The 24,069-nt window shown below is 68.0% G+C and carries 24 protein-coding genes and 2 pseudogenes; 17 read left to right on the forward strand and 9 right to left on the reverse strand.

Translation table 11 applies throughout. The features are described from left to right. Positions 1–79: 79 nt before the first annotated feature. The 4 genes from EIK80_RS04575 (at position 80) to EIK80_RS04590 (ending at position 4,274) form a co-directional block, all read left to right on the forward strand. Positions 80–2,170 carry an ATP-binding protein gene (locus EIK80_RS04575; RefSeq protein WP_125155760.1) on the forward strand — a complete coding sequence of 697 codons (2,091 nt, stop codon included), beginning with the start codon at positions 80–82 and terminating at the stop codon, positions 2,168–2,170. Positions 2,171–2,263: 93 nt separating this feature from the next. Continuing rightward, positions 2,264–3,262: a methionine ABC transporter ATP-binding protein gene (locus tag EIK80_RS04580; protein WP_125155761.1), complete on the forward strand. Its 999-nt coding sequence runs from the start codon at positions 2,264–2,266 to the stop codon at positions 3,260–3,262. Further along, complete coding sequence (locus EIK80_RS04585) at positions 3,259–3,918, forward strand: methionine ABC transporter permease (RefSeq protein ID WP_125155762.1); 660 nt, start codon at positions 3,259–3,261, stop codon at positions 3,916–3,918. The genes EIK80_RS04580 and EIK80_RS04585 overlap by 4 nt, the downstream gene beginning before the upstream one ends. Before the next feature lie 8 nt (positions 3,919–3,926). After that, entirely contained in the window at positions 3,927–4,274 is a 348-nt protein-coding gene (locus tag EIK80_RS04590) for a hypothetical protein (RefSeq protein ID WP_125155763.1), read from the forward strand. Here EIK80_RS04590 and EIK80_RS04595 read toward each other — a convergent pair. Further along, complete coding sequence (locus EIK80_RS04595; RefSeq protein WP_125155856.1) at positions 4,271–4,519, reverse strand: hypothetical protein; 249 nt, start codon at positions 4,517–4,519, stop codon at positions 4,271–4,273. The genes EIK80_RS04590 and EIK80_RS04595 overlap by 4 nt on opposite strands. A 117-nt stretch (positions 4,520–4,636) precedes the next feature. Between EIK80_RS04595 and EIK80_RS04600 the strand changes: the two genes are divergently transcribed. From EIK80_RS04600 to EIK80_RS04615, 4 genes are all read left to right on the forward strand, one after another. After that, positions 4,637–5,455 (forward strand): MetQ/NlpA family ABC transporter substrate-binding protein, encoded by an 819-nt coding sequence (locus EIK80_RS04600; protein ID WP_199743373.1) that lies wholly within the window; start codon positions 4,637–4,639, stop codon positions 5,453–5,455. Positions 5,456–5,516: 61 nt separating this feature from the next. Continuing rightward, on the forward strand, positions 5,517–6,242 hold the full coding sequence (locus EIK80_RS04605) for a GntR family transcriptional regulator (RefSeq protein ID WP_125155765.1): 726 nt from the start codon (positions 5,517–5,519) through the stop codon (positions 6,240–6,242). A 154-nt stretch (positions 6,243–6,396) separates the two neighbouring features. Further along, positions 6,397–8,796 carry a TonB-dependent siderophore receptor gene (locus EIK80_RS04610; RefSeq protein ID WP_125155766.1) on the forward strand — a complete coding sequence of 800 codons (2,400 nt, stop codon included), beginning with the start codon at positions 6,397–6,399 and terminating at the stop codon, positions 8,794–8,796. Positions 8,797–8,840: 44 nt separating this feature from the next. Continuing rightward, entirely contained in the window at positions 8,841–10,112 is a 1,272-nt protein-coding gene (locus EIK80_RS04615) for a CynX/NimT family MFS transporter (protein ID WP_125155767.1), read from the forward strand. 69 nt (positions 10,113–10,181) lie between these two features. On the opposite strand, the gene EIK80_RS04620 is transcribed toward EIK80_RS04615, so the two are convergent. Continuing rightward, complete coding sequence (locus EIK80_RS04620) at positions 10,182–10,883, reverse strand: TorF family putative porin (RefSeq protein ID WP_125155768.1); 702 nt, start codon at positions 10,881–10,883, stop codon at positions 10,182–10,184. 246 nt (positions 10,884–11,129) lie between these two features. Then, positions 11,130–11,947 (reverse strand): annotated as a pseudogene (locus EIK80_RS04625) (SDR family NAD(P)-dependent oxidoreductase). A gap of 68 nt (positions 11,948–12,015) precedes the next feature. On the opposite strand from EIK80_RS04625, the gene queF reads away from it, so the two are divergent. From queF to EIK80_RS04640, 3 genes are all read left to right on the forward strand, one after another. Then, a complete protein-coding gene (gene queF / locus EIK80_RS04630) occupies positions 12,016–12,471 on the forward strand; it encodes a preQ(1) synthase (RefSeq protein ID WP_125155770.1) in 456 nt (151 codons plus the stop codon). Positions 12,472–12,723: 252 nt separating this feature from the next. Continuing rightward, positions 12,724–13,842 carry a sensor histidine kinase gene (locus EIK80_RS04635; RefSeq protein WP_125155771.1) on the forward strand — a complete coding sequence of 373 codons (1,119 nt, stop codon included), beginning with the start codon at positions 12,724–12,726 and terminating at the stop codon, positions 13,840–13,842. Further along, positions 13,842–14,600, forward strand: coding sequence for a LytTR family DNA-binding domain-containing protein (locus tag EIK80_RS04640; protein WP_199743374.1), 759 nt, complete (start codon positions 13,842–13,844; stop codon positions 14,598–14,600). The genes EIK80_RS04635 and EIK80_RS04640 overlap by 1 nt, the downstream gene beginning before the upstream one ends. Here the strand turns inward: EIK80_RS04640 and EIK80_RS04645 are convergent. Both EIK80_RS04645 and EIK80_RS04650 read right to left on the reverse strand, forming a co-directional pair. Next, positions 14,597–14,887 (reverse strand): hypothetical protein, encoded by a 291-nt coding sequence (locus tag EIK80_RS04645; RefSeq protein ID WP_125155772.1) that lies wholly within the window; start codon positions 14,885–14,887, stop codon positions 14,597–14,599. The genes EIK80_RS04640 and EIK80_RS04645 overlap by 4 nt on opposite strands. A gap of 36 nt (positions 14,888–14,923) precedes the next feature. After that, entirely contained in the window at positions 14,924–15,541 is a 618-nt protein-coding gene (locus EIK80_RS04650; protein WP_125155773.1) for a nitroreductase, read from the reverse strand. A 4-nt stretch (positions 15,542–15,545) separates the two neighbouring features. Between EIK80_RS04650 and EIK80_RS04655 the strand changes: the two are divergent. The 3 genes and pseudogenes from EIK80_RS04655 (at position 15,546) to EIK80_RS04665 (ending at position 17,926) form a co-directional block, all read left to right on the forward strand. Next, positions 15,546–16,224: pseudogene (locus tag EIK80_RS04655) on the forward strand (NUDIX domain-containing protein). Between the two features lie 77 nt (positions 16,225–16,301). Next, the gene (gene cysE / locus EIK80_RS04660) at positions 16,302–17,135 is read left to right on the forward strand and encodes a serine O-acetyltransferase (RefSeq protein ID WP_125155775.1); all 834 of its coding nucleotides are present in this window, start codon (positions 16,302–16,304) and stop codon (positions 17,133–17,135) included. 14 nt (positions 17,136–17,149) lie between these two features. Next, positions 17,150–17,926 carry a glutaminyl-peptide cyclotransferase gene (locus EIK80_RS04665; RefSeq protein WP_125155776.1) on the forward strand — a complete coding sequence of 259 codons (777 nt, stop codon included), beginning with the start codon at positions 17,150–17,152 and terminating at the stop codon, positions 17,924–17,926. 139 nt (positions 17,927–18,065) lie between these two features. Here EIK80_RS04665 and EIK80_RS26060 read toward each other — a convergent pair whose 3' ends face one another. Continuing rightward, positions 18,066–18,227, reverse strand: a complete 162-nt coding sequence (locus tag EIK80_RS26060; protein ID WP_158624640.1) for a hypothetical protein — start codon at positions 18,225–18,227, stop codon at positions 18,066–18,068. 73 nt (positions 18,228–18,300) lie between these two features. Here EIK80_RS26060 and EIK80_RS04670 point away from each other — a divergent pair, with 73 nt between their 5' ends. The 3 genes from EIK80_RS04670 (at position 18,301) to EIK80_RS04680 (ending at position 20,269) form a co-directional block, all read left to right on the forward strand. Beyond that, positions 18,301–19,266: a LysR substrate-binding domain-containing protein gene (locus EIK80_RS04670; protein ID WP_125155777.1), complete on the forward strand. Its 966-nt coding sequence runs from the start codon at positions 18,301–18,303 to the stop codon at positions 19,264–19,266. A gap of 15 nt (positions 19,267–19,281) precedes the next feature. Next, complete coding sequence (locus EIK80_RS04675; RefSeq protein ID WP_099576144.1) at positions 19,282–19,488, forward strand: DUF3126 family protein; 207 nt, start codon at positions 19,282–19,284, stop codon at positions 19,486–19,488. A gap of 85 nt (positions 19,489–19,573) precedes the next feature. After that, a complete protein-coding gene (locus EIK80_RS04680; RefSeq protein ID WP_125155778.1) occupies positions 19,574–20,269 on the forward strand; it encodes a GNAT family N-acetyltransferase in 696 nt (231 codons plus the stop codon). Here EIK80_RS04680 and EIK80_RS04685 read toward each other — a convergent pair. The 3 genes from EIK80_RS04685 to EIK80_RS04695 all read right to left on the reverse strand — a co-directional run bounded on the left by EIK80_RS04685 (position 20,266) and on the right by EIK80_RS04695 (position 23,849). Beyond that, a complete protein-coding gene (locus EIK80_RS04685; protein WP_125155779.1) occupies positions 20,266–20,916 on the reverse strand; it encodes a glutathione S-transferase family protein in 651 nt (216 codons plus the stop codon). The genes EIK80_RS04680 and EIK80_RS04685 overlap by 4 nt on opposite strands. Positions 20,917–20,921: 5 nt before the next feature. Next, positions 20,922–22,901 carry an OPT family oligopeptide transporter gene (locus EIK80_RS04690; RefSeq protein WP_125155780.1) on the reverse strand — a complete coding sequence of 660 codons (1,980 nt, stop codon included), beginning with the start codon at positions 22,899–22,901 and terminating at the stop codon, positions 20,922–20,924. A gap of 144 nt (positions 22,902–23,045) precedes the next feature. Continuing rightward, positions 23,046–23,849, reverse strand: coding sequence for a PhoH family protein (locus EIK80_RS04695; RefSeq protein WP_125155781.1), 804 nt, complete (start codon positions 23,847–23,849; stop codon positions 23,046–23,048). Between the last annotated feature and the right edge of the window lie 220 nt (positions 23,850–24,069).

Raw genomic sequence — 24,069 nt, forward strand, 5'->3', positions numbered from 1 at the left:
CTTTGGCGCGTGAGTTGACGGGCGTTGACCGCTTGTATGTAGGTCGGGTGGCAAGGTTGTCTTTGATGGAGACGCCCCCATGAGTCGAACATCCGCTCACCGCGCCTTTCGGCGGACCATGAACCTGATCGCCGGCGGCAAATCCCTGTCGTTGGCGTTGCAGGCCATCGTGCAGGCGGTCGAGGCCGAGGATCCAGCAATCCTCTGCAGCATCGTGCTGCTCGACGCCGAGGGCCGCCATCTGGTGATCGGCGCGGCGCCTAGCCTGCCCGAGTCCTATAATCAGGCCATCGAGGGCGTCGAGGTCGGCCCCAATGTCGGATCATGCGGGACCGCGGCCTATCTTGGCCGTCGGGTCGTGGTGGAAGACATCCAGTCCGATCCGCTCTGGGCGGACTTTCGTGAGCTGGCCGCCGATGCGGGCTTGGCCGCCTGCTGGTCGCAGCCGATCAAGACGGCCGGCGGTTCGGTGGTCGGCACCTTCGCGATCTATCACCGCGAGACCCGCGCGCCGAACGAGGAGGACATCGCCTTCATCGAGGCCGCCGCCGAACTGGCGGCGATCGCCATAGACCGGCGGCGCGCCGAGGAGGTGCTGGCGGCCAGCGAGGTTCGCGCGCGGCTTTCGGCGCAGCAGGCCCTGGAGACGGCGCAGAACCTCTCGAGTTTCTTCGAGGTGTCGGCCGACATGCTCTGTATCCGCGACATGGAGGGGCGGTTCGTCAAGGTGAACCGGGCCTGGGAGACGGTCCTGGGCTATCCGGTCGAGACGCTGGAGGGGGCCTGCCTCCTGTCCCTGCTGCATCCGGACGATCTGGAAGCCACGCGCGCCAACATGGACCGGGCCGACAGCAATGGCGACGTGAACGGCTTCGTGAACCGCTATCGCCGCGCCGACGGGTCCTATTGTCAGCTGGAATGGCGGTCGCGGCGGCGCGGCGATCTGGTGTTCGGCGTGGCGCGCGACGTCACCGAACGCCTGCGGATCGAGGCCGAAATGGCCGAGGCCCGTCACGCCGCCGAGGCCGCCAACAAGGCCAAGAGCGATTTTCTGGCCAATATGAGCCACGAGATCCGAACGCCGTTGAACGGCGTCATCGGCATCGCCGCCGCTCTGGGCGAAACCGCCCTGACGCCGCAGCAGACCGAAATGGTCGCCCTGATCCGACGGTCCGGCGAGACCCTGGAGCGACTGGTGTCCGACATCCTGGACGTCTCGAAGATCGAGGCGGGCCAGATGACCATCCAGGCGCAGGCCTTCGACCTGGGCGCGGTCCTTGACGGCCTGCTGGACGTCGCGCGGCTCCGGGCCGAGGAGAAGGGCGTGGATATCCGCGTCGAGCGCAGCGCGACCGCGCAGGGCGCCTTCCTGGGCGACAGCGTGCGGATCGGCCAGGTGCTGAACAACCTGCTGTCCAACGCCGTGAAGTTCACCGATCAGGGAGAGGTGGCCGTCCGGATCGACGTCGACGATGCGGGCGGCGGCCAGGCTTCGCGCCTGTGCGTCGAGGTCGAGGACACCGGCGTCGGTTTCGACGCGGCCAAGGCGCAGATGATCTTCCAGCGCTTCAGCCAGGCCGACAGCACGATCACCCGCCGGTTCGGCGGTTCGGGCCTGGGTCTGTCGATCAGCAAGGCTCTGGTCGAGATGATGGGCGGCGAGATCACGGCGAAGTCCAGCCCGGGCGCCGGCAGCCTGTTCCGGGTCGTCCTGCCGCTGGATCGGACCGAGGCCGCCGCGACGACCGCCGACGACTTGGCTGTCCCGGCGGCCCGGGCCCAGGGGTTGCGGGTGCTGCTGGCCGAGGATCACCCCATCAATCAACGCGTGGTGCAGCTGATCCTCGAGCCTTGCGGCGCCACGGTGACCGTGGTCGAGAACGGCGCCCAGGCGGTCGAGGCCATGGCCTCGCAAGTCTATGACGTGGTGCTGATGGACATGCAGATGCCGGTCATGGACGGGTTGGCGGCCACCCGCGCCATCCGCGGCCTGGAGGCTCCGGGCCGCCGCACGCCGATCATCATGCTCAGCGCCAACGCCATGGCCGGCCATCGCCAGGATGCGCTTCTGGCCGGGGCCGACCTGCATGTGGCCAAGCCGATCACGGTGGCGGCCCTGCTTGACGGCATCGGCCAGGTAATGACCTCCGATACGCGCCGCGCCGGCTGACGGCGGCGGTTTCCCTTCACCTTTGCCGGCTGAACGCCTAAATCGGGCGGCTTGCGGTCGTCGGCCGCCTGAACCCTTCTCGGACTTGGCTGCGTGATCACCTTTCAGGACGTCTCTAAAACCTATGGCCTCGGCGGTCACGCGGCCCTCAGCGAGGTCTCGCTGTCGGTGAAGGCCGGCGAGGTGTTCGGCGTGATCGGCGCCTCGGGCGCGGGCAAGTCGACCTTGATCCGGCTGATCAACGGCCTGGAGACGCCGACCGGCGGCAAGGTGATCGTCGACGGCGACGACGTCGCGGCCCTGGGCGTCGAGGGCTTGCGGGCCCTGCGCCGGCGCGTCGGGATGATCTTCCAGCACTTCAACCTGCTGTCGGGCAAGACGGTCGCCCAGAACGTCGCCTTCCCGCTGAAGCTGGCCGGGCGTCCGGCCACCGAGGTCAAGGCGCGCGCGGCCGAGCTGCTCGCGCGCGTCGGCCTCACCGCCCACGCCGACAAGTATCCGGCCCAGCTGTCTGGCGGCCAGAAGCAGCGGGTCGGCATCGCCCGGGCGCTGGCCACCAATCCCAAGGTGCTGCTGTGCGACGAGGCCACCAGCGCCCTCGACCCGGAGACCACCGAGCAGATTCTCGACCTGATCTCGGGGTTGAACCGTGAGCTGGGCCTGACCATCGTGCTGATCACCCATGAGATGGACGTGGTCCGCCGCGTCTGCGACCGGGTCGCCGTGCTGGACGCCGGCCGCGTGGTGGAGGAGGGGCCCGTCGAGGACGTCTTCCTGCATCCCGAGAGCGCCATCGCCCGCCGCTTCGTGCGCGAGGCGGACGGTGAAGTGACGGCCGCCGCTGGCGTCGCTGGCCGCGTCGTGCGCCTGACCTTCCGGGGCGAAGCGACCTACAAACCGGTGCTGGGCGAGGTGGCCCGGACCACCGGCGTCGACTATTCGATCCTGGGCGGACGCATCCACCGTCTGCGCGAGACGCCCTACGGCCAGCTGACCCTGGCCCTGGCCGGCGGCGATGTCGCCGCCGCCATCGCCCAGTTCCAGGCCTCCGGCGTGCGTGTCGACGAGCTTTCCGGGGAGACCGCCCGATGAGCGTCTCGAACATCGACTGGAGCGAGATCGGCCAGGCGACCATCGACACCCTGTCCATGCTGGGCGGCTCGCTGGTGCTGACCATCGCCCTGGGCCTGCCGCTGGGCGTGATCCTGTTCCTGACCGGCAAGGGCCAGATGCTGGAGAACAAGGTCGCCAACGGCCTGTTGTCGCTGCTGGTCAACGTGCTGCGCTCGGTGCCGTTCGTGATCCTGCTGATCGTGATGATCCCGCTGACTGTCGCCCTGGTCGGCACCTCACTGGGCGTGGCCGGCGCCATCCCGCCGCTGGTGGTGGGCGCGGCGCCGTTCTTCGCGCGCCTGGTGGAGACCGCCTTGCGCGAGGTCGACAAAGGGGTGATCGAGGCCAGTTTCGCCATGGGCGCCAAGCGGCGTCAGGTGGTGCTGGGCGCGCTTCTTCCGGAAGCGCTGCCGGGCTTGGTCGCCGCCGCGACCGTCACCGCCGTGGCCCTGGTGTCCTACACCGCCATGGCCGGGGTGGTCGGGGCGGGCGGCCTGGGCGACCTCGCCATCCGCTTTGGCTACCAGCGCTTCCAGACCGACGTGATGATCGTCACCGTCGTGCTGATGCTGGTCCTGGTCCAGGTGCTGCAGATGATCGGCGACGCGGTGGTGCGCCGCGTCTCGCACAAATAGAGCTGACGATGACCGACGATATCGACGCCGACGTCCACTGGGACGCTGACTTCGCCAAGGGGCTGCTGGGCAAGACCCTGCTGATGAACCTGACCTTCCTAGACGACGACGGCGAGGTGCAGGAGCGCCAGCAGTTCTTCGGCGTGGTGATCGACGCCACCGAGGACGAAGGCATCGTCCTGGACCTGCTGGGCGAGCACGACGGCGACACCTACACCCTGCCGCCCCAGACCTCGGCCATTCAGGCCGCCGAAGCCGGCGTCACCACCCTGGCCGGCGAGACGCCCGACTTCATCGCCAACTGGGTCATCCACGGCGAGCCGGACGTTCCCGAAGCCGCGAACGACGAGGATTAGGCCTGGTCGAACGGGTGCGGCAGACGGCCGGCCTTGAACAGGATGTCCGGGTTCTCGTCGTAGTCGCCCAGCTCGACATCGGCGCTGGCCGAGAAGGCGACCACGCCTTCGCGCAGCGGCGCCAGGCGCTCGGCCTTTCGGCGCGCCTCTTCCGCCGTCTTGCAGCCGATCTGCTGTTCGGCCTTGAGGGCCTGCCCGCGTCCGGCGACATAGGCTTGCACGATGTGGACGGTTTCCTTGGCCATCTCCATCCAAGCCGCCTGTTCGAGAGAGCGGTCAAGCGATCACTCGACGCCCTGCCAGGAAATCTGATTTCCTCCCGGGCCGCTAACCGGGCAAAAGCCTACCCGTCAGATCGCCTTATGGAGCCGTTCATGGTCGCCCGCCGCGCTATCCTCGTTCTCGGCCTCGCCGCCATGACGCTCGCTGCGTGCGGCCCCAAGGAACCCAAGGCCAGCGCGCCCGACACCCTGACCGTGGCCGCCACCGCCGTGCCGCACGCCGAGGTGCTGGCGTTCATCAAACCGAAGCTGGCCGCCGAGGGGCTAAACATCGAGATCAAGGTGTTCAACGACTACGTCCAGCCCAACACCCAGGTCGCCGAGAAGCGCATCGACGTCAGCTATTTCGAGACGTTGCCGTATCTGGAGAGCTTCAACCACGACAAGGGGACGAACCTGATCCCGATCCAGGGCGTCCACGTCGAGCCGATCGGCGCCTATTCGTCGAAGTGGAAGTCGATCGCCGCCCTGCCGGACGGCGCCACCGTGGCCATTCCCAACGACGGCAGCACCGAGGGGCGGTCGCTGATCCTGCTGGCCAAGAACGGCGTCATCACCCTGAAGGACCCCACGAACGCCCTGGCCACGCTCCGCGATATCACCGGCAATCCAAAGAACCTGAAGTTCAAGGAGCTGGAAGCGCCGGCCTTGCCCCGTGTGCTGAACCAGGTCGACCTGGCGGTGATCAACACCAACTACGCGCTGGACGCCAAGCTGAACCCGTCCAGGGACGCGCTGATCATCGAGGACAAGACCAGTCCCTATGTGAACTACCTGGTCGGGCGTCCGGACAATAAGGACGACCCGCGCGTCAAAAAGCTGGCGGCGGCCCTGACGACGCCGGAGGTCAAGGCGTTCATGGAGCGGAAGTACGCGGGGGCGGTGGTCCCGGCGTTCTAGTCGCTAGCCACTTCTGAAATTTCACACTACCTATCAGCGACCGCCGCTCACGGATCCGTCCATGGCCTCGCTTTCGCTCAACGCCGCTCGCACCCTGGTGCTGGACGTCGCCAACTCCTCGGGGCTCGAGGACTGGTCGCCGGACCTGCAGAAGACCAAGGTCTATGAGCGGATCTTGCTGGACCTGATCCTGGGCGAGCTGCCGGCGGGCGCGCGTCTGGACGAGCAGTCGCTGGCCGCCCACTACGACACCGGCCTCGCCGGGGTGCGTGACGCGCTGGGGCGGCTGGCGCTGGAGGGCCTGGTGATCCGCCGGGCCCGTTCGGGCACCACGGTCGCGCCGCTGGACCTTGTCGAACTGCGCCAGGGTTACGAAGCCCGGGTGCTGATCGAACCGCACTGCGCCAGCTTGGCCGCCAAGCACGCCTCCAAGGCCGAGGCCCGGGCGATGTATGACGTCTTCGCCGACGGCGAGGCGGCCGCCAGGACCTGCGACCTGCCGGCCCTAGTGGCCATGGACCTGCGCTTCCACGCCCTGGTCGCCCGCGCCTCCGGCAACCTGGCCCTGGCCCGGATCCTGATCCCGCTGCAGCACAAGGCCGCCCGTTTCTGGGTGTTCTCGTTCAACGGCGCGACCGAGCAGGAGCTGCTGGACGAGATCGAGGAGCACCGCCAGGTCGCCCGGGTCATCGCCGGCGGCGACGCCGAGGCCTCGCGCAACGCCATGTTGCGGATCCTGAACGTTCAGCCGGAAGCCCAGACCCGGCCGCACGTCGGCGCGGCCTAGCCTCAGCTAGAAAATCTGCGACTTTCCCGCCACAGCGCCTTCGCAATCTCAACTGAAATGTCAGAAGGCATTTTGACGAAGATCAAGACGTCCCCAGATATCGGCGCGTGACCGTCCGGCCTTTCCGCGCGGCGGCGAGAAGGCCGAAACTCCGATGCCGTTCAGAAGCGCGTTCCTGTCCGCCAGCGTCCTGGCTCTTTCGAGCATGACGGGCTTCGCCGCTTACGCGGAAGACCAGGTGGCCGATCAGGTCGATGCGGTGATCATCGTGGCGCGCGACAAGGCGGGCCTGCTGGAAAGACAGCCGAGCCAAACGGTGTTCGGCCTCGCCAAGCCGCTGGTCGAGACGCCGCGCTCGGCCAGTCTGGTCAGCGACGTGACCCTGGAGCGCTATGGGGTGCAGACCCTGGACGGCGTCACCAAGGTCTCGCCCGGGACCCACACGGCCAGCTTCTACGGCGTGCCCGGGGCGCTCAACATCCGCGGCACCCTGGCCGAGAACTACTTCAGGGGCTTCAAGCGGGTGGAGAACCGCGGGACCTATTCGACCCCGATCGGCGGGGCCTCGCGCATCGAGATCCTGCGCGGCCCGCCGACTCCGGTCTATGGCGCCGGCAAGGTCGGCGGCCTGGTCAACTTCATCCCCAAGTCGGCCCGCGACGAGGGCCGCTTCCTGGCCGAGTCCGAAGGCGAGATCACCGCCACGGTCGGCGGCTACAACAAGAAGCTGGTCACCGCCCAGTTCGGCGCGCCCGTGAACCTCGGCGCGGCCGAGGGCGGCGTCTATGTCTATGGCGAGGCCGAGGACAGCCACAGCTACTACAAGGGCGTCTATCCGCGTCACCAGACGCTGGAGGTGTCGTCGGACTTCGACCTGGGGAACGGCTGGAGCACGGCCTTCGGCGGCATGGCGTTCCACTCGGACGGTGACGTGCAGACGCCGGGCTGGAACCGCCTGACCCAGGACCTGATCGACAACCGCACCTACGTCACGGGCCGCGACACCAGCCTCGTGGACGCAGACCACAACGGCAAGCTGACGCCCAATGAGGTGGGGTTCTACCCCTACGCCAGCGCCCTTTACATACCGTATTATGGCTTCCCCAGCACGGAGGCGGCCCACACCCTGGACACCGGCGTCGGCACGACGAAGCTGGACAGGCGCACGGTCTATATCAGTCCCGCCGACTTCTCGAAGACCAACACCCGGACGCTCTATTTCGACCTCGCCAAGGACCTGGGCGGTGACCGCGCGATCAAGCTGCAGCTGTTCCATGACCGCCTGGAGAACCGCCGCTTCGTCTCCTATGGCTATCCGGCCACGACCGACGCCAAGGTCAGCGAGATCCGCCTGACCTACGCCTTCCCGACCGATGTCGGCCCTGTCCGCGCCCGAACTCTGGTCGGCGGGGCGCACCGCTGGTTCGAGGGCCGCCGGCGCGAGAGCTTCAACAGCGGCCTGATCGCGCTTGATCGCCGGGACATCAGCTTCGGCGCCACGCCGACCGACACCATAGACAGCCCGTTCGACACCGAGCCCGGAAACATCGGGCTGCAGTGGGAGAACGACAACCGCTCGACGTGGAAGCAGACCGGGGCCTTCGTCACCTCAGACATCGAGGCCGGGCGCTTCAACCTGGTGCTGGGCGGCCGCTGGGACCACTACAGTGTCGAGAGCGAAGACACCGGCGTCCTGAGCTACGTCATCGCCGGCAGGCAGGCGGATGATCGGAACAAGGCGACCTGGAACGCCAGCCTGACCTACAAGCTGCCGATCGGCCTGATGCCCTATGTCAGCTACGCCAAGGCCGCGGCCCTGGAGATGAGCCAGGCCGGCGACGTCGCGCCAAACCTGGTGGCCGACGGCTCGTGGCTGTCGAGCTCGGACCTGACCGAGGCGGGCGTGAAGTTCCAGTTGCTGCGCGGGACCTTGATCGGCTCGCTGGCGGCCTATCGCCAGAACCGCACTCAGATCGCCGGCGCCATCGCCCCGCCGGTGGTGCAGGGCACACGCGCCAAGGGCGTCGAGGTCGAGGTTCGCTGGCTGGCGTCGGAGCATCTGTCCTTCACCTTCGCCGGCAACAGCCAGCGCACGACGGTGAAGGGGCCGGACACCTCGTTCCAGTACATTCCGGCCTATACGGCGGGTGTGCCTGGCGCTCAGGGTTATGGCGGCTCGTACGTGGTGTGGAGCTTCGCCAGCCTGCCGGGCCGCGGCGGCGACTATGCCTACACCCTGATCCCGAGGTCGGTGGTCAGCCTGTACGGGACCTACACCAGCAAGGGCTATGACTGGGGGCAGGCCGGCGCGACGGTCGGCGTCAGCCATGTCAGCCGCACGGCGGGTACGGTGCAGAACGCCGTGCGCTATCCGTCCTATTCGGTGGTCAACGCTTCTGTTTTCGTGAACCACGGGCCGTACACCCTGTCGGTCAATATCGATAACCTGTTCAACAAGTTCTATTTCACCCCAGACGCCGACACCTACGCCAACCTCGGCGCCTTGCCGGGCAAGGGCAGGGAGTGGCGGGCCACCCTGAAGCGGACGTTCTGATCGTGACGACATCCTTGTCTGAGACTCCCCCGCGAGGCGGGGGAGTGGCCTCCGAAGACCGCTTCCGCCCGTGGCTGTTGCTGGCGGCGTTTAGCCTGCTGCTGTTCCTGATCACCGCCTCGACCTACGGTTCGCTGGGCGTCGTCCTGCCGGCCATGATCGGCGAGCTGAAATGGAGCTTCGAGAAGGCGTTCCTGGGCTTTTCGGTGCTGGGCGTCTTCACCGGCGCCTCGTCGTGGCTGCCGGCCATCCTGATCCGCCGGATCGGCGTGCGCGGCACGCTGCTGCTGGGCGCGGCGGTGCTGGCGGGCGGGTTCCTGGGGCTGGCCAACTCCGAGAGCCTGCTCAGCTACTATGTCGGGGCGGCGGCCTGCGGCGTCGGCTTCCAGATGGCGGCGCTGATCCCCGGCACCCACGTCCTGTCGTCGCTGTTCCGCAAGCGCGCCCTGCCGTTTGGGATCTACTTCACCTTCGGCTCGCTGGGCGGCGCGGCCGGGCCGTGGATGACCCTGACCCTGATGGGCATGAGCGGCAATGACTGGCGAGCCTACTGGATCGTCCAGGCCGGACTGGCCGCCGTCGTCGGCCTGGTCTGCGCCATGATGGTCGGTGGCTCCAGGTGGCTGAACCAGGCCGCCCACGAGGTCGATCTGGAAGTCGAACAAGAGGCCCGCGAGGCGCCGGCCAACGCTCGCGTTTACCGCACGGCCTACGAATGGACCGTGCCTCAGGCGCTGCGGACCCCGCAGTTCTACATCCTGGTGGCCGCCTATTTCAGTCACCTGCTGGTTGGGGTGACCGTGGCCAGCGTCTCGGTGACCCACCTGACGGAGCTGGGCGTCGCCGCCGGCGTCGCGACGGTCGCGGCCGCGGCGCTTGCGGCCAAGATGCTGAGCCTGGAATCGCTGATGCAGACCCTGGCCCGCCTGGCTGGCGGGGCGCTGGGCGACCGGATCGATCCGCGCTGGTTGCTGATCTTCGCGCAAGGGATGCTGGTCATTGGCCTCTTGGCCCTGGCCAAGGCCGCTAGCCCCACCTTGATGCTGCTCTACGCCATCGGCACCGGCGTCGGCTTTGGCCTGACCGTGCTGGCCGTGACCGTGCTGTTGCTGAACTACTACGGCCGTCAGTCGAACCTGGAGCTGTTTTCCCTGACCTGCCTGGTCGGCGCGGTCTCGGCGGCGGGGCCGTTCATCGCCGGGGCCATGCGCGACCGGCTGGGCAGCTTCTCACCGACCTTCGAGCTGTTCGCGGCGGTGACGGCGGTGGTGTTCGTCGCCGTGCTGGCCATGCGGCCGCCCCAGGCGTCAGCCTGACCAGCATAGAAAAAGCCGCCCCGGCGAACCGGGGCGGCTTCGTCTTTTCGCGATTGAGCTCGAGCGAGCTTAGAACGCGGCCTTCAGGCTGACGGCCACGCGGCTGTCATAGATCTTGCCGTAGCTGTGTTCGTCGGTGTCGTGATAGCGCACGTCGATCGTGGCGTTCTCGCCGAGCAGGAAGCCGACGCCGACGTTCCAGGTGTTGTAGTCGCCGTAGTTCTTGATTTCCTGGTGACCGACCGCGCCCGAGAGGGTGAAGTACTTGTTCAGCGGCAGGGCGGCGTTGCCTTCGTAATAGGTCGCGTCGCCACCCTTGCCCGGCCATTCCGGCGAGTAGTAGACGGCGGCGCCCAGGGTCGCCGGACCGAAGGTGTGCGACGCGGCGGCCTTCAGTTCGGTGTAGCTGTTGGCGCCCGGTGCGCCGTTCTTGTCCTTGCGGTAGCCGTAGTACAGCACCCCGAAGTCGAACGAGGTGTCGCCCACGGTCGGCTTCACGCCGGCATAGAAGTCAACTTCCAGGTCCGGATCCGGCACGCCGAAGTCGACGTTCGAGGCCCAGGCGCCAGCGTAGAAGATGCCGTAACCGGCGTCGACGCCGCCCGAGATGGCCGGATCGCCCTGGGTCTGGCTGATGCCGCGGAACACGTAGTCGTTGGTGATGCCCAGGTTGAACGAGATGGTGGGCTTGGTGGCTTCCTGGGCCATTGCGGCGCCCGAGAGGGCGACGGTGGCGGCGGCTGCGGCCAGCACGATCTTCATGGTTTTCATTTCTATCCCCTTATCTGTGTCGTTCCCCCGGGCTGTGGACCCGGAACCCCGACGCGCGCCTGCAAGCGCTTGCGTCCCCCAAGGATTAGTTGAGGGCGTACCTTTTGTTGCAACCGGGGGACTCAAAGCGCCAGCGAGATCGGCGCCCAAAGCTCAAAGTTTGAGCGTAGTGTGACGCTTTTGCTTCAGAATGGACGCAGACAAGTCACAGGTGCTTAAAAAGACGATAGCGCTTGGCCTGTGGCTTTACCGCATTGAAAGACTTGCTCCGCCCAGGTGCAGGCCCGCATCGACAAGAAGTGTCTCGCCCGTAACGTGGCGGGATGCTGGCGAGGCCAGGAACACTGCGGCGCCGGCGATGTCCTCGGCCGTCGAGGCGACCTTCAACGGCGTCGCCGCGGCGGCGCCCGCTCTCAGGCGTTCCATCGACTCGTCGGACACATCCTTGAACCAGGGCGTGTCGATGAAACCGGGGCAGATCGCGTTGACGCGGATGCGGGGGCCGAGCGACCGCGCCAGCGACAGAGTCATGGTGGTCATGGCGCCCTTGGAGGCAGCATAGGGCACCGACGAGCCGATCCCCTGGGCCGCCGCGATGGAGCTGGTGTTGACCACGGCGCCCGGCGACGGCGCGGCCTCCAGCAGCGCGCGGGCGGCGCGGACCATCTGGAAGGCGCCGACCACATTGACCGCGTAGAGCTTCAGGAAGTCCTCGGCGTTCACCGCGTCGAGGTCGGCGTGGTTGGGCGCGAACTTGGTCACGCCGGCGTTGTTGAACAGGGCGTCGATGCGGCCGGTCGGCGCGGCGGCCGCGACGATCTTCTTGCAGTCCTCGTCATTGGCGACGTCGCCCTGGACCAGAACGGCTTTCGAGCCCTCGGCCTCGACCAGGCGGACGGTCTCGGCGGCCTCGTCGGCGCTGCGGGCGTAGTTGACGACCACCAGACCTGCGCCGCGCCGGGCGACCTCCACCGCGATCGCGCGGCCCAGGCCCGTGGAGGCCCCCGTGATCACCACCGTGAAGCCGTCGAAGTCCCGTCCCGACATGGTTCTCTCCCAAACAAGTGTTTGCGACCTTGTAGCGGCAGGCGCATGGCTTGTCTCGCGGGGCGCGGGAGCCTAAATCGCGCCGATGACCGATCTCAACGTCACCCAGCTGGGCCGCGTCGTCGACGCGCCCGAGAGCCCCGAAGCCGCCACCCTCGAGCGCGTGCCCAATCCGCAGCACGACGTGTTGTACCTGGCCCGCTTCGTCGCGCCGGAATTCACCTCGCTCTGCCCGGTCACCGGCCAGCCGGACTTCGCCCACCTGGTGATCGACTACGCGCCGGGCGATTGGCTGATCGAGAGCAAGTCGCTGAAGCTCTATCTGACCAGCTTCCGCAATCACGGCTCGTTCCACGAGGACTGCACTGTCAAGGTCGCCCGCAAGATCGTCGAGGTCGCCCAGCCACGCTGGCTGCGCATCGGCGGCTACTGGTACCCGCGCGGCGGCATCCCGATCGACGTCTTCTGGCAGACGGGCCCGGCGCCGGAAGGCCTGTGGGTCCCTGACCAGGGCGTGGCCCCGTATCGCGGCCGAGGCTGAAAAGGCGTCGCCGCGCCTCTGAGGCGCGGCGACAGGGGTTTTTGGAGCAACCGCCCCGGACGGGGTTCACCTGTCTGAGGGATTTGGCCAGGGGCGCCTGGCCGAGGCGGTCGCGCCTTCATCGCCCAGCGGAGAAGCGCTGTCGGGTCTCGTGCGACCGGGCCGCGTGAGCGGGCGGCGGAGCGACGAAAGCGGACGCCGGCGCGCCGGACGCGGGCTGTGCTTTCGCCACCTTCGGCTACACTGGAAGGCATGACCGCTCCGGACGCCGGCTCAAGATCTTCCCCTCTGTCGCGGCAGGCCGCGATCCTGACCCTGGGCGTCTGGGGGCTGGACATGCTGCTGTTCGGTTTGCCGTCCCTGGCCGCGGGCAAGCCGCCATTGGCCGGGGTGACAGCCAGCTATGTCCTGTTCGCAGCCCTGGGGCTGCTGCTGTCGATCCTGGTCTATCGGCGCGCGGGACTGACGACGCGCGAGGACGGGGCGATCCGGTTCGCCGCCCTGGTCCCGACCGTGCTCTGCCTCGCCGCGGTCATCGCCGTGTTCGACATGGTCGTCGGCGGTCCCGTGCGCGCCATGCTGGATGGCGCCCATCCGACGGGGCGGGCCATCGCGGCCCGCGCGGCCGGTCAGTTCCTGATGGCCGCCTGGATGTTCGCCTTGCTGGGCGCGCTGTACCTGATGATGATCGCCCTGCGCGTCACCCACGAGCGCGAGCGGCAGCTGGCCGACGCCCGCGCCCAGGCCCTGGCCGCCGAGGCCCAGGCCAGCGCCGCGCGGCTGGCCGCCCTGCGCTACCAGCTCAATCCGCACTTCCTGTTCAACACCCTGAACGCCGTTTCGGCCTCGGTGGTCACCGGCCGCAACGACGAGGCCGAGTCGATGCTGGCCCGCCTGGCCGAGTTCCTGCGCCTGACCTTGGCGGCCGATCCCCAGGCGATCATCCCGCTCGAGGACGAGCTGGCGACCCTGCAGGCCTATCTGGAGATCGAGAGCGTCCGTTTCCGCGACCGGCTGGGCGTGGCGTTCTCGTGCCCGAACGAGCTGCTCGGCGCGCTGATCCCCAGCTTCGTGCTGCAGCCGCTTATCGAGAACGCGGTCAAGCACGGCGTCGCCCCCACCAGCCGGCCCGTGACCATCCGCCTCGAAGCCTCCCGCGACGGCGATGACCTGGTGGTGATCGTCGAGGACGACGGGGAGGCGGCGACCCAGGCGGCGAGCGGCATGGGCGTGGGCCTGACCAATGTCCGTCAGCGGCTGGAGGTGCTGTACGGCGCGCGCGGCGTCTTGCAGGCGGCTCCGCGAGAGCGCGGGTTCCTGGTGCTGATCCGCATCCCGCTGGCGCTGGAAACCCAGGCGAGGGCGGCCTGATGCGGCTGAAGGTCCTGCTGGTCGACGACGAGCCCGCCGCCCTGGAGCGGCTGACGGCCCTGTTCGATCAGATCCCCGATGTCGAACTGGTCGGCGTGGCCCGCAATGGTCGCGAGGCGGCGCAAGCCATCGCCGACCTGTCGCCCGATCTCGTGATGCTCGACATCCAGATGCCCGAGCTGAGCGGTCTGGCCCTGGCGTCCGAACTGCCGGCCGAGCACAGGCCCGAGATCGTCTTCGTCACCGCTTTCGAGGTCTATGCCGCCGACGCCTTCGCGGTGGAGGCCGCCGACTATCTGCTCAAGCCCGTGCGCTTCGATCGCCTGCGCCAAGCCGTCGAGCGGGCCCGCCGCCGCCGCACCTTGCAGAAGGTCTACGAGCGGGCCGAGGCGGCGACCGCGCCGGTGCGCGAGACCGACCTCGATGGCATCTGGGTGGCCACCCGCAACGGCCATGTCCGCGTGGCGGTCGGCGAGATCGACTGGATCGAGGCGGCCAAGGACTATGTCCTTCTGCACACCGCCACCCGCAGTCACATCCACCGGATCACCATGAACGCCCTGGAGCAGGGGCTGGACCGTAATAGGATGATCCGCGTCCACCGCTCGGCCTTCGTCAGCCCTGACCGCGTCGAGGCGGTCAATCGCCTGGGCAAGGGGCTGATCGCGCTGGTGCTGCGAGACGGCGTCGCCGTGCCGGTGGGGCCGACCTATGTGAAGGCGGTCCAGGCCCGGCTGGGTCTGGCGGTCGAGGCCTAGCCCTTCGCCAGCCGCCGCCGGTTGGCGCGCACCTTCTTGCGCAGATGCGCCAGCGAACCCGCCGCGATGGCGGGCCCGGACGCGCCCAACTGGCCGGTCATGGCCAGCATCGGCAAGGTCATGCTGGTGGCGAGCTTCTCGCCGACCATCAGCTGGGCCTCGGCCTGGGCCGCCGCCCCGCCGGCGGCGAGCTTCATCATGCGCAGGCCGATCACGGTCGAGGCTTCCAGCCCCAAAGACCAGGAATCGAAGGCCAGGCTCGTCCAGGGGTCTTTACGCTTGGCCATGGGGTGTCCTCGTTGTGCTGAAGGAACGCGGCGAGCCTAACTAGGGCTCCACTCCGTCGTGATCGCCGCCACGTCGGGGCGCACGCGCTCCTGCGGCTGCTCGGTCGACGTGCCGAGATAGAGGTAGCCGGCGACCTGCTCGCCCTCGGCCAAACCTAGGATCGCCGTGGCGCGCGGGTCGTAGCTGTACCAGTCGGTGATCCAGTTGGCGCCCCAGCCCAGGGCTGACGCGGCCAACAGCAACTGATGACAGACCGCCGAGGCGCTCTGGCGCTGCTCCCACTCGGGGATCTCACCCGGGATGAAGCGCGAGACGACGGCCACCGCGACCGGCGGACGGGTCAGCTTGCGCAGGGCGGCGTTGGCCTTGACCGGATTGGCCTGGCTGTCGGCCAGCTGGGTGATCCGTTCGGCGAAGGCGTCCTTCGCCGCGCCCTTCAGGATCACGAACCGCCAGGGGGCCAGCTTGCCGTGGTCGGGCACCCGCGCGGCGACGCGCAGCAGATCGGCCAGCTGGGCGTCGTCCGGTCCCGGGGCGGCAAGACTCATGGCCGAGGCCGAGCGGCGCCTGGCCAGGAAGGCGACGACTTCGGGCGACGCCTCGATCGGCAGCGTTTCGGCGAATTGCGGCGCGGGGGGAACTGAAGCGGCCAAGACGATTTCTCCGAAACGATATAAGCCGCACACCTATGGCCGCGGCGCGGCCGCCACAAGTCGCGTGAGCCGCCATGTCCGAAAAGCCCGCCTGGCTGAAGCCGCACGGAAAGCCCTGGGGCGTCTCGTCCCGTCAAGTCGTGTACGACAACCCGTGGATCACCCTGACCGAGTATCAGGCCATAGCCCCGACGGGCCGGCCGGCGCTGTACGGCAAGGTGGGTTTCAAGAACCAGGCGATCGGCGTCGTGCCGCTGCACGCGGACGGCACGGTGACTCTGGTCGGCCAGAACCGCTTCTCGCTGGCCAACTACAGTTGGGAGCTTCCCGAGGGCGGCGCGCCGCTGGACGAGGATCCGCTGGACGGCGCCAAGCGCGAACTGGCCGAGGAGGTGGGTCTCCAGGCCGCCGACTGGCGCCAGATCCTGCGGATGGAGCTTTCCAACTCGGTCACCGACGAAATCGCCTACGGCTTTCTGGCCATGGATCTGACCGCTACGGAAACCGCGCCGGACGAGACCGAGGACCTGGCTGTCGCCCGCGTGCCGTTCCAGGAAGCGCTGGACGCGGCGACCGCCGGCCACATGCCCGACGCAATTACGGTGGCGTTACTGCTGCGGACGCACCATATGGCCGTCCGAGGGGAACTGCCGGCCGAGTTGGCGGCTCTCATCTTGGCGTAGCCGGCTTTCATCGGCTGGTTCGAGCATTTTTCAAAAAAATGCTCTATGAGTATAGCCTGCTGGGAAGGGAGAGCCCGATGGCCAAGCCTCTGGAAGTCGTGACGGCGGAGACGGAAACCCCCGTCTGGATCGCCCTGCGCAACCAGGCCGAACATGCCGCCAAGGCCGAGCCGGCCCTGGCCTCGCTGCTGAACGCGGTGATCCTGAGCCATGACAATCTGGCCGACGCCCTGACCTTTCAGCTGGCGCGCAAGCTGGGCGACCAGGAGATGCGGGCGATGACGGCGCGCGAGTTCGCCGCCGACGCGTTCAAGAGCGATCCCTCGATCGTCGAGGCGGCGGAGGCCGACCTGAAGGCGGTGTTCGAGCGCGATCCCGCCTGCAAGGGCTATGTCCAGCCGTTCCTGTTCTTCAAAGGCTTCCTGGCCCTGCAGACTCACCGCGTGTCGCACTGGCTGTGGACCGAGGGCCGCGAGACCCTGGCCTTCTATCTGCAGAGCCGGTCCAGCGAAGTCTTCCAGGTCGACATCAATCCCGCCGCCAGGATCGGCAAGGGCGTGTTCATCGACCACGGCACGGGCATCGTCATCGGCGAGACCGCCGTGGTGGGCGATGATGTCTCGATGCTGCACGGCGTGACCCTGGGCGGCACCGGCGCCGACCGCGGCGACCGACACCCCAAGATCGGCAACGGCGTCCTGCTGGGCGCGGGGGCCAAGGTGCTGGGCAACATCACCGTCGGCGACTACGCCAAGATCGCCTCGGGCTCGGTGGTGCTGCGGGCCGTGCCCGCTCACTGCACGGCGGCGGGCGTGCCCGCGCGCCTGGTCAACTGCCCGACCTGCGAGGAGCCGGCCCGGACCATGGACCATACCCTGGCCGAGACCGTCTACAACGGCTCCGACATCTGATCGCGCGGATGCCCATGGGCGCTTTGCTTCGCGGCCTGGTTGGGCTGATCCTGTCGTCCGTGCTCGTGACCAGCGCCCTGGCCGCGACCGCGCCGGTCGGCGGCTACACCGTCGTGAAGGCCTATCCGCACGACACCGCCGCCTTCACCGAGGGCCTGTTCTATCGCGACGGCTTCATCTTCGAGAGCACGGGCCTGAAGGGCCGCTCGTTCATCCGCAAGTGGAATCTTGAGACCGGCGTCTCCGAGCAGGAGCGCATCGTCGACAGCCGCTATTTCGGCGAGGGCGTCGTCGACTGGAAGAACAGGCTCTACGCGCTGACCTGGACCGACGAGATCGGGATCATCTACGACATCGACAGCTTCGAGCGGATCGGCGAGTTCAGCTATCCGGGCGAGGGCTGGGCCCTGACCCGCGACGACAAGCGGATCATGATGAGCGACGGCACCTCGTTCATCCGCTTCCTGGACCCTGAAACCCTGAAAGAAACGGGGCGTATCGAGGTCACCGACCACGGCGTGCCGGTGCGCAACCTCAATGAACTGGAATGGGTGAAGGGCGAGCTGCTGGCCAATGTCTGGCAGACCACGCGCATCGCCCGCATCGACATCAAGACCGGCAATGTCGTCGGCTGGATCGAGCTGGCGGGCCTGCTGAAGGACGCCGGCGTCACCGGGACCCAGGACGACGTGCTGAACGGCATAGCCTATGACGCCGTCAGCGACCGATTGTTCGTCACCGGCAAGCTGTGGCCCAAGCTCTACGAAATAAAACTCGCGCCGGCGAATTAGCGGGCGGAACCACGTTCAGGGACTGGCGTTTATCTCACGTCCGCCCCTCTACGCCCCCCCGACCTAGTGGGCGGACCTGGGCCCTGGCAGCGTAACGCGCCGGGGCCCAACCCCTATCTGGGACATGGTTTCTTGTTGATCAGCCCTGCTTGGCGCAGGCGACGAGGGCGGGCTTCTTCAGTGAGATTTGATCGACTCCCGACGGTCGCTTAGCCGTGAACCCATAGATCACGGCGGTCCAGATCGCCATCAGGGCCAAAACCTGGGGTAGGGTGATGCGTTGCGGAGCTGCGGCGGGCATGCGCGCGACTATCCATCGGTTGCGCGGCCTGGGATAACGACTTATCCGTCGGCCTTCTGTGAGGTTTAATCACATGGCCCGCCGACAGCTGCCCTCGCTCAACGCCCTGCGCGCCTTCGAGGCGTTCGGCCGCCATGGGCGCATGACCCTGGCCGCCGATGAGCTGTGCGTGACTCACGGCGCGGTCAGCCGCCAGATTCGCCAATTGGAAGAGCATCTGGGCGTCGCCCTGACCGAAGGCCCGCGCACCCGCCTGCGCATGACCCAGGCCGGGCTGAGGCTGGCCCAGGCCCTGTCGCCGGCCTTCGACCAGATCGAGGCCGCCGTACCTCGCCCGGAGCCGGTGGGACCCCAGCCCCTGGTGGTCTCCTGCCTGCCCACCTTCGCCATGAAGTGGCTGATCCCGCGGCTGCCCGGCTTCCAGGCGGCGCATCCGGACATCCCGGTCCGAGTCGCGGAGTCCAACGGGCCGTTCGACTTCAAGGGCGATGGCGTCGATCTGGCCATTCGCATGCGCTCGCCCGACACTGTGGTGACCTACGACGCGGTGGTGACGCCGTTCATGGAGCACTTCCATGGGCCAGTGATGGCGCCGGAACTGGCCAAGACGCCGATGACTCTGGAGCAGGTCTGCGCCCTGCCGCGCCTGTTGACCCGCACCTTCCCGGAAAGCTGGTCGGACTGGGCGCGCAATTTAGAGGTCGCCGACCTGCCGCCGCCCGTCAGCGAGCAGGAGTTCGATCACTATTTCTACATGCTGGAAGCCGCCGCCGCCGGCATGGGCGTGGCTATCGGGCCGTGGGCCTTCGTGCAGCGCGATCTGGCCAGCGGACGCCTCGTGGCGCCGCTCGGTTTCACCCCCGGCCGGGCCAAGATCGTGGCCGTCACGCCGCCCGATGGAGCCACCGACGAGGCCGTCCTTTTTCGCGACTGGCTGCTGTCCGAAGGAGCGTCCACACCTCATCCGCCGGAAGCGCTTGCGCCCCACGCCCCGGACGCTAGTTTCGCCCCGACAACGCGCTCCCGGGCGCACAGCTAGAACAAGAGGCCCCCCGTGGACGCCAACGACATCGCCAAGCTCGAAAAGCACCTGAAGCGCACCTTCGGCAACCCGCACATCGCCGTGAAGCCGCGCCCCAAGCAGAAGGACTCGGCCGAGGTCGAAGTCGCTGGCGAGTTCATCGGCGTGCTCTTCCAGGACGAGGACGAGGACGGCTCGTTCATGTTCGAAATGGCCATCCTGGCCGAAGACCTGGACTAAGCCTCTCTGGCCGCCGCGCGCCTCTGGCCAGAGCTGCCTTGGGGCCGCGCGGCGGATCGTCCTGTTGTCGCGCTTGAATGGACGCATGACCGCCAACGTCCTCGCCCATGTCCTGGATCGCCCCGTCGTCTCCACCCTGACCGGCCGCCAGAAGCATCTGGCCGTCCAGCGCGGCGGCGCGATCCGGATGCATCCCGACTTCGGCCTGTTCGCCGGCACGCTGGACGACAGCCCCGAAAGTCTGGCCGACCTGGGCGCGCTCGTCCGCGAGATGGGGACCGTCGGCCTCGTTGAACCGACCACGCCATCGCCGCCGCCCGGGACGCGGATCGTCTCCAGCGCGCCGTGCCTGCAGATGGTCGCCGAGCGCGTCGCGCCGGCATGGGATGTGGACTTCGACATGCTGCCGCTGGGCGACGCCGACGCCGCCGAGATGCTGGCCCTGGCCACCCTGACCAAGCCCGGCCCGTTCTTCTCGCGCACCCATCAGCTGGGCGACTTCATCGGGGTGCGGGTTGACGGGCAGTTGGTCGCCATGGCCGGCCAGCGGATGCGGCCCGACGGCTATACCGAGGCCAGCGGCGTGTGCGTCCATCCCGACCATCGCGGCAAGGGCTACGCCGCGCGCCTGCTGCGCGAGGTGACGGCCACGATCCTGGCGACGGGAGAGAAGGCCTTCCTGCACAGCTACGCCGATAACGCCACGGCTATCGGGCTCTATGAGTCGCTGGGCTATCGGGGGCGGGCCGAGGTGATGTTCACGATCCTGGCGGCGGCCTAATAGGCTAGCCGGCCCTTCATCTCGTCGAACGGGATCATGACGTGCTCGCGATAGGCTGGCCGCTCGCGAAGTCGCGCGTACCAGGCCTCGACGTTCGGCGTCTTCGGCCGATCGATCTCCAGCGCGTAGTAGCGGTAGAGGTGCGTTCCGGCCGGGATGTCCGCCAGGCTCGGCGTCGCGCCTCCCAGGAACGGTCGGTCGGCCAGCACCTTGTCGAGCAGTTTGAAATGCCGAGCACAGGCGGCGAGGGCGGCCAGGATCGCCAGCTCATCCCGCTGGGCTTCCGGCGTCCGGTACCAGCCCCAGAACACGCCGGTTAGGAAATCACGCTGCAAGGCGGTCTGGGCCCAATCCATCCAGCCATCGGCCTCGGCGCGCTCGGCGGGCGCTTGCGACCACCAGGTCGAGCCGCCGTATCGCGCGGCGAGATAGCGGAGAATGGCGTGGGACTCCCATACGACCACGCCGTCGTCGTCGATGACCGGGACCCGTCCATGCGGATTCATTTTCAGAAAGTCGGGGTCGTCGAGTCCGCCGTGGTCGCCGCCGGCGGAGAGGTGCTGGTGGGGAAGACCAAGCTCCCCCACCAGCCACAACACCTTCTGGACATTGAAGGAGGAGCGGCGGCCCCAGACCCTCAGCGCCATGGGCCTTACGCCTCGGCCGTCTTCCTGGCCGCGCCGCGCGCCCAGTTATAGAGCCCGAACACCACGACCGCCGCGGCGACCAGGGACAGGATCATGCCGATGTGCTCGGACGGCGCGAACGACAGGGCGAGAGGCTCGCCCTTGCCGGTCCCGACGATCAGGCCGGCCAGGGCGACATTGAACAGGCTCTCGCCGACGATGAAGCCCGAGGCGACCAGCACGCCCAGGCGCTTGGCGGCCTCGCCGGTGCGGTCTTTGTCGACCAGCTTGTCGTAGATCCAGCCGACCACGGCGCCGACGACGACGGGGGCGGTGACCGTGCTGGGCAGATAGATGGCCAGGCCCACGCCCAGGGCCGGCAGGCTGTAGCGGCCGGCCGAGGTCTTGCGCAGGGTCTCGTCGACGGCGACCAGGGCCAGGCCGATAAGGGCGCCGACGCCCAGCAGGCTCCAGTTCAGGTCGCCGCCCAGCACGCCCTTGGCCAGGGTCGAGATCAGGGTGGCCTGGGGCGCGGCCAGCGGGTCATTGGCGATGGCGTTCAGGTTCGGGGCGCCGGCGAAGCCGTTCGACAGGTTCAGCAGCTCCAGTACGAACGGGATGACCACCGCGCCGGAGATGACGCCGATGATCAGGCCGACCTGCTGCTTCCACGGGGTGGCGTCGACCAGTTGGCCGGTCTTCAGGTCCTGCAGGTTGTCGTTGGCGACCACGGCCACGGCGAGGACGACGGTGGTGACATAGAGGGCGAAGGCGACCAGGGCCTTGGTGACGTCCGGGCCGATGACGCCGCGGCCGACCGCGCCGACCATCAGCGAGGCGCCCAGCACCGTCAGGATGGCGATGCCCGAGACGGGGCTATTGGACGAGCCGATCAGGCCGGCCATGTAGCCGCAGACGGCGGCGGCCAGCAGGCCGGCGATCAGCACATAGCCGATGCCGATGGCGACCAGGGGGACCGTCAGGTGGGCGATCGGGCCGCCGACCAGGAAGTGGGCCAGGAACCAGCCGGCCGGGGCCAGCAACAGCAACGAGATCAGGCCGACGATGGTGATCGGGATGTCCTGCTCGATGCGGGGAATGACGCCGCCGGCCTTGCGGGCCTTGCCGGCGTCCAGCGACGAGACCAGGCCGCTCCAGATCGGGGCGGCCAGCTTGCCGAGGGTCCAGATGGCCGCCGCGCCGATGACGCCGGCGCCCATGAAGCGCACCTCGGTCTTCCAGACGGTCAGGGCGTGGGTGGCCGCGTCAGCGCCGGGGATCTGGTGGAGCGTGGTCATGATCGGGACGAGCACGCCCCAGGCGATGGCCAGGCCCGCGAACATGGCGATGCCGACCGTGATGCCCATCAGGTGGCCCGCGCCCATAAGGGCCAGCGAGCTGGAGGCGCCCAGGCCCGTCGCGCCGGCCCCGGCCTTGAAGTAGCCGGCCACTTCGGCGGCGAAGATCTTGGCGGCGGCCAGGGCGCCGAAGGCGGCCGAGGCCAGAGTGCCCAGGGCGACGGCGACCAGGCCGGCCTTGCCCTCCGCAGCGCCTTCGCGCGAACCGGTGCCGACCTTCAGCACCTCGGCGGCGGCGACGCCTTCGGGGTAGGGGAGGTTGGAGTTGGTGACCAGGGCCCGGCGCAGGGGGATGGTGTACATCACACCCAGGATGCCGCCGACGGCGCAGGCGCCGAAGGTGGGCAGGAACGGAACATGCGCCCACCAGCCGATCATCAGCAGGCCCGGCAGCACGAAGATCACCGACGACAGCGTGCCCGCCGCCGAGGCGATCGTCTGGACGATGTTGTTTTCTTGGATGGTCGCCGTCTTGAACGCCCGCAGCAGGGCCATCGAGATGACGGCGGCGGGGATCGAGGTGGCGAAGGTCAGGCCGACCTTTAAGCCCAGATAGACCTGGGCGGCGGTGAAGACGAGGGTGATCAGGACGCCGAGGAGGACCCCTCGCAGGGTCAATTCTGTGCGCGGCGCTACGGGGTCGGCCATGAACGAGTCCGGAAAAGTTAAGACGGCGGACCTTGCACGTCCGACCGCCCGCAACTCAAGCTCGGATTTGGGGCCATGAAGGCCCAAAGGCCCCCGTTTCGGATCGAAACGAGGGCCCCAGGGGATGGTTGTTCTAACGAAGCGCTAGAGGACGCCCAGCATCTCCGCGACCAGCGGATGACGGACGATGTCGCGGTCGGCCAGACGGACGACGGCGATGTTGTCGACCGCCTCGAACCGCGCGGCGACATCGGCCAGGCCCGAGATGCCGGGCAGCAGGTCCGACTGGTTCGGGTCGCCGGTGACGACCATGGTCGAGCTCCAGCCCAGCCGCGTCAGCAGCATCTTCAGCTGCATGTAGGTGCAGTTCTGGGCCTCGTCGATGACCACGAAGGCGTTGTTCAGAGTGCGGCCGCGCATGAAGCCGACCGGGGCGATCTCGATCGCGCCCTCGGCCATCAGAGCCCGCATGCGCTTGACCGACAGGCGGTCGGTCAGGGCGTCGTAGAGCGGGCGCAGATAGGGGGCCAGCTTGTCCTCCATGTCGCCCGGCAGGTAGCCGATCGACTCCCCGGCCTCGACGGCGGGGCGCGACAGCACGATGCGGCCGACGCGGCCCGCTTCCAGGGCCTCCACGGCCTTGGAGATGGCGATGTAGGTCTTGCCGGTGCCGGCCGGACCCAGGGCCATGACCAGATTCTTCTCGTCGATGGCTTCCATCAACTGCGCCTGGCCTGGTGATTTTGGTTTTATGGTTTTCAAGTAGCTCTGATCGCGCTCCGGATTGTTTGGCGCGCCATCATGCCCCAAGGGATTCCAGCTGTTCCCCCGGTCGCGAACATCCACCGGCAGGCGGCGCACCTTGGCGTCATCACCATATTGGCCGGTCTCATACGCGCCTTCGCGCGCCATCCGCTTCAGGGCTCGCTTGGTCATCAAAGCCTCCATGAGGGCAATAAAAAAGGACGAGGCCAAAAGGCGTCGTCCTTGTCGGTGAGCTGGATGATGGAGACGAAGTCGCGTGCGCGGCGAGGCGGCCCGGAGGGGCTTCCGATAGGCGGTGCTGTACGCCGGAACGCCAAATGCGACACCTTCTTCGTCAGCGGGTGGGCCGATGGCGGTGGTCGCCCCCGACCCGTACGAGATAAGAATCATCCCCGCTGGAGGA

It is taken from the genome of Caulobacter sp. 602-1 (assembly GCF_003931565.1).
Taxonomy (GTDB): domain Bacteria; phylum Pseudomonadota; class Alphaproteobacteria; order Caulobacterales; family Caulobacteraceae; genus Caulobacter.